Genomic DNA, 6,992 nt, shown 5'->3' with positions numbered 1-6,992 from the left:
CCAGCGACCAGCAGGACGAACGGCATCCGGGCCGCCTGCCCGCCGGGACGCGGGCGGGCCGGGCGGCCGCCGAGCGCCCGGCCGAGGCGGGCGGCCTTCCCGCGGGTCAGCGTGGCGACCTTCCCGGCCTTGGTCACAGTCGCGCCTCCCGGATGCGTTCGACACCGCGGAATCTGGCCGGGGCGGCCCGCCGGTTCTCGGCGATCTCCTCCTCGGTGGGCAGCTCGGCGCCGCGCGTGAGCAGCTTCAGCTTCGGCTGGTACTTCTCCGGGACCACCGGCAGTCCGGGCGGGGCCGTGGAGGTCGCGCCGGCCGCGAAGACCTGCTTGACCAGACGGTCCTCCAGCGAGTGGTACGAGAGCACCGCGATCCGGCCGCCGACCGCGATCTTGTCCACCGCCGCCGGAATGGCCCGCTCCAGCCCGGAGAGCTCCCCGTTGACCTCGATCCGCAGCGCCTGGAAGGTCCGCTTCGCCGGGTTGCCGCCGGTCCGCTTGGCGGCCTGCGGAAGGGAGTCACGGATCAGCTCGACCAGCCGGGCGCTGTTGGTGAAGGGCTCCTTCTCCCGCTCCCGGACGACCGCGGACACGATCCGCTTGGCCTGCTTCTCCTCGCCGTACTGGCGCAGGATCCGCACCAGCTCGCCGGGCGCGTAGGTGTTGAGGACCTCGGCGGCGCTGATGCCCGTCGTCTGGTCCATGCGCATGTCCAGCGGCGCGTCCTGCGCGTACGCGAACCCGCGGTCGGCCTCGTCCAGCTGCATGGAGGAGACGCCCAGGTCGAAGAGGATGCCCTGGACCGCCGGGATGCCCAGCCCGTCCAGGACCTCGGCGAGGTCGGCGTAGATCGCGTGGACGAGGGTGGCCCGGTCGCCGAAGGGCGCGAGCCGCTCGCCGGAGAGCCGCAGGGCCTCCTTGTCGCGGTCGAGGCCGATCAGGTGCGCCTCGGGGAACCGGGTCAGCAGGGCCTCGCTGTGGCCGCCGAGGCCGAGGGTGCAGTCGACGACGACGGCCCCGGGCCTCTCCAGGGCCGGGGCCAACAGGTCCAGGCACCGCTGGAGCATCACCGGGACATGTCGGGACTCGCTAGTCAAAGCGCCCTCTCAGATAACGGCGCGGCAGGCGTACGCACCACCTGGTTCCCGCATCCGCGACCGGCGCCGGGGAAGGTGGCGCCGGCCGGCCGGTGAGCGGGAGAGGGCCGGGCCGTACGTACGCGCCGCGCACGCGGAGTGTTCATCGGGGGCCGGGCGGCCGGTCAGGGCCGGGCTCCGGCCGGTTCGCGTCACTTTAGTGCAACGGTCGCCGCGGTCAACGAACCGCCTCGCGCGCCGTGCGCGACTCTCGGACTGAACCGGCAAATGCCGCGAATCACCCGGACAGCCGCCTCGCCCCCACCCCTGTGGGTTAGCTCACAACAAGCCTCGTTGACGTTCTTTGTCCGCTCTCACGCGAGGCCACAACCCGCCGTGACCATTAACGTCGTACCCATGACGACTTCCGCATCCCTGCCTGCCGAGTCCGCGTCCGAGGCATCCGTCGGCGGATCCGTCACCGACCGGCTGGTCGAGGCGAATCAGCGTTACGCCGAGCAGTTCTCCGATCCCGGCATGGACGCGCGCCCCGTCCTCCAGGTCGCCGTGGTGGCCTGCATGGACGCGCGCCTCGACCTGCACAAGGCCCTCGGCCTGGAACTCGGCGACTGTCACACGATCCGCAACGCGGGCGGTGTGGTCACCGACGACACGATCCGCTCGCTCACCATCAGCCAGCGGGCCCTGGGCACCCGCACGGTGATACTGATCCACCACACCGGCTGCGGTCTCGAAAACCTGACCGAGGACTTCCGGCACGAGCTGGAGGACGAGGTCGGCCAGCGTCCCGCCTGGGCCGTCGAGGCCTTCCGGGACGTCGACCAGGACGTCCGTCAGTCCATGCAGCGGGTTCGCACGAACCCCTTCCTGCCCCACAAGGACGATGTGCGAGGCTTCGTCTTCGATGTGCACACCGGGCTCCTGCGGGAGATCGATCCCAGCTCTTGAGTGACACGAGGCCGTAACGCCGTCAAGAATGCGGGATGGCACCACCCGGGTCCCCCGGGTCGGTGTCCGTGTTTCGGGGTGGGCCGGTTCATGCGCCAAGGGCGTCGGCCCTGGGAAAGGCCGAGGAGAACCAGGTGACGACGTACGACGACCGAGCGAGCCTCGCGGATCTGACCAGCACGGTGGAGCGGGTGCGCCAGTCGGTCGAGAGCGTGATCGAGGGCAAGCCCGAGGTCGTCCGCCTCGCGCTCACCGTACTGCTCGCCGAGGGTCACCTGCTGATCGAGGACGTACCCGGCGTCGGCAAGACGATGCTCGCCAAGACGCTCGCCAAGTCCATCGACTGCTCGGTCCAGCGCATCCAGTTCACGCCGGACCTGCTGCCCTCCGACATCACCGGCGTCAGCATCTACGACCAGCAGCGCCGCGAGTTCGAGTTCAAGCCGGGCGCGATCTTCGCGCAGATCGTCATCGGTGACGAGATCAACCGCGCCTCGCCGAAGACCCAGTCCGCGCTGCTGGAGTCGATGGAGGAGCGCCAGGTCACCATAGACGGCACGACCTACACGCTGCCCAGCCCCTTCATGGTCGTCGCCACGCAGAACCCGGTGGAGATGGAGGGCACGTACCCGCTGCCCGAGGCCCAGCGCGACCGCTTCATGGCCCGCGTCTCCGTCGGCTACCCCAGCCCCGAGGCCGAGCTCCAGATGCTCGACGTGCACGGCGGGGTCTCCCCGCTCGACGACCTGACGTCCGTCGCGCACTCCCACGAGATCGTCAAGCTCATCGAGGCGGTCCGCGAGGTCTACGTGGCCGAGCCCGTACGGCGCTACGTCGTCGACCTGGTCTCCGCCACCCGCACCCACCCCGACCTGCGGCTCGGCGCCTCGCCCCGGGCCACCCTGCACCTCCTGCGCGCCGTGAAGGCCTCCGCCGCGCTCGCCGGCCGGGACTACGTCCTGCCCGACGACGTCCAGGCCTTGGCCGCCCCGGTCCTCGCGCACCGGCTGCTGCCCACCGCGCAGGCCCAGCTGAACCGCCGCACCGCCGAGCAGGTCGTCGGCGAGATCCTGCAGCGCACTCCCGTCCCGGCCGCGCACGCCCGCGGCGAGATGCCGCCCGGCGCGGGCATCCGGGGCTTCTGATGAGCGCCGGTGCCCCGCGCGGCGCCGGTGGCCCGGGGGACGGCGGCGGACTGCGCGCGTCGCTGTCCGGGCTGACCACTCGCGGCCGCTCGTTCCTGGCCGCCGGGATAGCCGCCGCGGCCTGCGCGTACGTCCTGGGCCAGGGCGAACTGCTGCGCGTCGGCCTGCTGCTCGCCCTCCTGCCGCTGATCTGCGTCTACGCCCTCCACCGCACCCGCTTCCGGGTCTCCGGCAGCCGCCGGCTCAGCCCGGGGCGGGTACCCGCGGGCAGCGAGGCCCGTGTGCAGCTGCGCATGGACAACGTCTCGCGGCTGCCCACCGGCCTGCTGATGCTCCAGGACCGGGTGCCCTACGTGCTGGGCCCGCGCCCGCGCTTCGTTCTGGACCGGGTCGAGCCCGGCGGCCGCCGCGAGGTGTCCTACCGGGTCCGCTCCGACCTGCGCGGCCGCTATCCGCTCGGCCCGCTCCAGCTGCGCCTCTCCGACCCCTTCGGGCTGGTCGAGCTGACCCGCTCCTTCAGCGCCTACGACACCCTCACCGTCATCCCGCGCACCGAGCCCCTGCCTCCGGTCCGCCTGGCCGGCGTGTCCAACGGCTACGGCGACGGCAGCCGCCGCTCCCTGGCCCTGGCCGGCGACGACGACGTGATTCCCCGGGGCTACCGGCGCGGCGACGACCTGCGCCGCGTGCACTGGCGCTCCACCGCCCGCTACGGCGAGCTGATGGTCCGCCGCGAAGAGCAGCCGCAGCGCAGCCGGGCCACCGTCCTGCTGGACACCCGGCGCCTGGCCTTCGACGGCGCCGGCCCCGACTCCGCTTTCGAGTGGGCCGTCTCGGCGGCCGCCTCCAGCCTGGTGCACGTCCTGGAACAGGGCTTCTCCGCACGGCTGCTCACCGATACCGGCAGCTCGGTGCCCGGTGAGGGCGGCGGCGGTTTCTCCTCCGGCGGGCAGGAGTCCGCGGAGGCGGCCGGGCTGATGATGGACACCCTCGCGGTCGTCGGGCACTCCGACGGCGCCGGGCTCTCCCGCGCCTACGACGCGGTGCGCGCCGGTGGCAGCGGCGGCTTCGGCGGAGCCGGCGGTGACGGGCTCCTCATCGCCTTCTTCGGCGACCTGGACGACGTACAGACAGAACTGGCCGCCCGGATGCGCCAGCGCACCTCGGGTGCGGTGGCCTTCGTGCTGGACTCCGCGAGCTGGGGCGGACAGCCCGCTCCGGTCCATGCCGTGCCCCCGCTGGAGGAGCGGCTGCTCAGGCTGCGCGACGCGGGCTGGACGGCACTGGCCGCCCCGCCCGGGGTGGCCTTCGGCGAACTGTGGCGCCAGGCCGGGACCGCGCGCGTCGGTACGGGAACCTCCGGAGGTCGGGAATGAGCGGGCGGGCGAAACTGACGCTGTTCGCGGCACTGGCGACGCTGCTCACCTCGTGGTCGCTGAACGCGCTGGTGGACTCGCAGGCCTGGCTGCTCCAGGCGGGGCTGCTGCTCGCTGTGCAGAGCGCGGTGGGCGCCGGGGCCCGGCGGGTGCCGCTGGCCCGGGCGCTGACCGTGGCCGCGCAGGCGCTGGTGTCGCTGCTGCTGCTCGCGTTCCTCTACGCCGGCAAGGGCGAGTCCCACGGCGACGGGCCGCTGGCGTACCTGGTGACGGACTTCGGCGCGCTGTTCGGTCAGGGCATCCGGGACGTGGGCGAGTTCGCCATCCCGGCTCCGCTGACGGACGGCATCAAGCTGCTGCTGGTGTCCGGCGTGCTGCTGATCGGGCTGCTGGTGGACACGCTGGCGGTGACCCTGCGGACGGCCGCCGCGGCCGGGCTGCCGCTGCTGGCGCTGTACTCGGTGGCCTCGGGCCTGGCGGGCGGGGGTGAGGCCTCCTGGTTCTCCTTCCTGCTCGCGGGCTGCGGCTACCTGATGCTGCTGCTGTCCGAGGGCCGCGACCGGCTCGCCCAGTGGGGCCGGGTCTTCGGCGCGGCCCCGCGCCGGGGCGCCGCCGACTCCGGCCTCGGCAACGGGGCGGGGGGACAGGCGACGGCTCCCGTGAAGTTCGGGCGGCGGATCGGCGCGGTGACCCTGGGCCTGGCGCTGGCGGTGCCCGCCGTACTGCCCTCGCTGGGTGGCGGGTTGCTGGGCGGCACGCAGGACGCCGAGGAGAGCGGCAGCGGTACGGGCGGGACGATCTCGGCGGTCAACCCACTGGTCTCCCTGCAGAGCAACCTGAACGCGCAGGACAACCGCGTGATCCTGAAGTACAGGACGAACAGTCCGCAGCAGGCCGAGCAGTACCTGCGGATCGTCGCCCTGGACGAGTTCAACGGCGTCAAGTGGGAGGCCTCCGGACGGGCCCTGGTGGACGTGCCGGAGAAGCTGCCGGAACCGCCGGGGCTCCGCGCCCCGGTCAGCGGTACCGCGGTCGAGGTCACCACCAGCATCTCGGCGGCGGACTACTTCACCCAGCGCTACCTCCCCATGCCGTATCCGGCGACCTCGGTGAACATCGGCGGCAAGTGGCGGTTCGAGCCGGTCGGCCGGACCCTGGTCGGCGACCAGCTGGGCCGGGACAGGTTCCAGAACGTCCAGGGCGCCGAGTACACGGTGCGCAGCCTGCTGCTGAAGCCGACGGCCCAGCAGCTCCAGAAGGCCCCGGAGCCCGACCCGGCGATCCGGGAGGAGTACACGAAGCTCCCGGACAACCTGCCGCCCGTGGTCGCCGAGACGGCCCGCCAGGTGACGCAGGGGGCGAAGGACGACTACACGCGGGCCGTGAAGCTGCAGGACTACTTCGCCGTGAACGGCGGGTTCCGCTACAACACGAAGACGGCCTCGGGCACGGGCCCGCAGGCGGTCGCCCGGTTCCTCGCCGACAAGGAGGGCTTCTGCGTCCACTTCGCCTTCTCGATGGCGGCGATGTCCCGCTCGCTGGGCATCCCGGCCCGCGTCGCGGTGGGCTTCACGCCCGGCGAGAAGCAGTCGGACGGCAATGTGAACGTGTCGATGCGTGACGCGCACGCCTGGCCCGAGCTGTACTTCGAGGGCGTGGGCTGGACCCGCTTCGAGCCGACGCCCCGCTCCGGCATCAACATCCCGGAGTACTCCCGGGCTCAGACTCCGGCCACCCAGCCGTCCGCACCGGCGCCGCTGCCCTCGCAGAGCGCGGCGCAGCCGTCGACGGCGCCCTCGGCGACCCCCGAGTGCCCGCCGAACCTGAAGAAGCTCGGCGAGTGCGGCGCCGCGGCGCCCGTGCAGAACGCGAGCGACGGCGGCGGGCCGTCGGTGACGACGGTCCTCGGCTGGGCGGCGCTCGTGGTGGCGGTGCTGGGCCTGCCCCTGCTCCCGTTGCTGTGGCGGACGCGGCTGCGGGCCCGGCGCCTGGCGACCGGGGAGGTCCTGACGGCCTGGCGGGAACTGGGGGACACGGCCTGGGACACGGGTGTGCTCCCGGACGAGGCGCTGTCCCCGCGCCGGGCGGCGAGCCGGATCGTGGATCTGGGCCGCCTGGATCCGGAGCCCGCGGCGGCCGTGCACCGAGTCGCCGGTGCGGTGGAACGGGCCCTGTACGCGCCCGCGGGGGCCGAGGTCTCGTACCCGGAGCTGGCGGACGACGTACTGCTGGCCCGCACGGGCCTGCTGGCGTCCGCGGACCGGCTGCCCCGGCTGCGTGCCCTCCTGCTGCCCCGCTCGGCGGCCCGCATCTCCTGGGCCCTCGCGGCCCGCCGGTCCGCGGTCGCCTCGGCGGTATCGGCCCGACTGACGGCCGCCCGCCTCCGGCTCCCGCTGAGGAACCGCGGCTGATGCCCGCTTCGCCTCAAGC

Annotated in this window: 5 protein-coding genes; 4 read left to right on the top strand and 1 reads right to left on the bottom strand. The window is 73.2% G+C overall.

Features of this window, described 5'->3' with window-relative positions:
• Positions 1-133: 133 nt before the first annotated feature.
• The gene (gene rsmH / locus ACWGIU_RS24615) at positions 134-1,093 is read right to left on the bottom strand and encodes a 16S rRNA (cytosine(1402)-N(4))-methyltransferase RsmH (RefSeq protein WP_453709146.1); all 960 of its coding nucleotides are present in this window, start codon (positions 1,091-1,093) and stop codon (positions 134-136) included.
• Positions 1,094-1,426: 333 nt separating this feature from the next.
• Here rsmH and ACWGIU_RS24610 point away from each other — a divergent pair, with 333 nt between their 5' ends.
• The 4 genes from ACWGIU_RS24610 to ACWGIU_RS24595 all read left to right on the top strand — a co-directional run bounded on the left by ACWGIU_RS24610 (position 1,427) and on the right by ACWGIU_RS24595 (position 6,973).
• Positions 1,427-2,041, top strand: coding sequence for a beta-class carbonic anhydrase (locus tag ACWGIU_RS24610; RefSeq protein WP_453709144.1), 615 nt, complete (start codon positions 1,427-1,429; stop codon positions 2,039-2,041).
• Between the two features lie 134 nt (positions 2,042-2,175).
• Positions 2,176-3,186, top strand: a complete 1,011-nt coding sequence (locus ACWGIU_RS24605; protein ID WP_202201930.1) for an AAA family ATPase — start codon at positions 2,176-2,178, stop codon at positions 3,184-3,186.
• Positions 3,186-4,562, top strand: a complete 1,377-nt coding sequence (locus ACWGIU_RS24600; RefSeq protein ID WP_453709142.1) for a DUF58 domain-containing protein — start codon at positions 3,186-3,188, stop codon at positions 4,560-4,562. Before ACWGIU_RS24605 ends, ACWGIU_RS24600 begins: the two co-directional genes overlap by 1 nt.
• Entirely contained in the window at positions 4,559-6,973 is a 2,415-nt protein-coding gene (locus tag ACWGIU_RS24595) for a transglutaminase family protein (protein ID WP_453709140.1), read from the top strand. The genes ACWGIU_RS24600 and ACWGIU_RS24595 overlap by 4 nt, the downstream gene beginning before the upstream one ends.
• Positions 6,974-6,992 lie beyond the last annotated feature (19 nt).

The sequence above is a fragment of the Streptomyces sp. NPDC054840 genome, assembly GCF_053611065.1.
The sequence above is the reverse complement of the archived record's forward strand: the minus strand, read 5'-3'. Positions and strand labels throughout refer to the sequence as shown.

Coding starts and splice junctions, on each gene's coding strand:
- ACWGIU_RS24595 (WP_453709140.1), top strand. CDS start 4,559: ATGAGCGGGCGGGCGAAACTGACGCTGTTCGCGGCACTGGCGACGCTG.
- ACWGIU_RS24600 (WP_453709142.1), top strand. CDS start 3,186: ATGAGCGCCGGTGCCCCGCGCGGCGCCGGTGGCCCGGGGGACGGCGGC.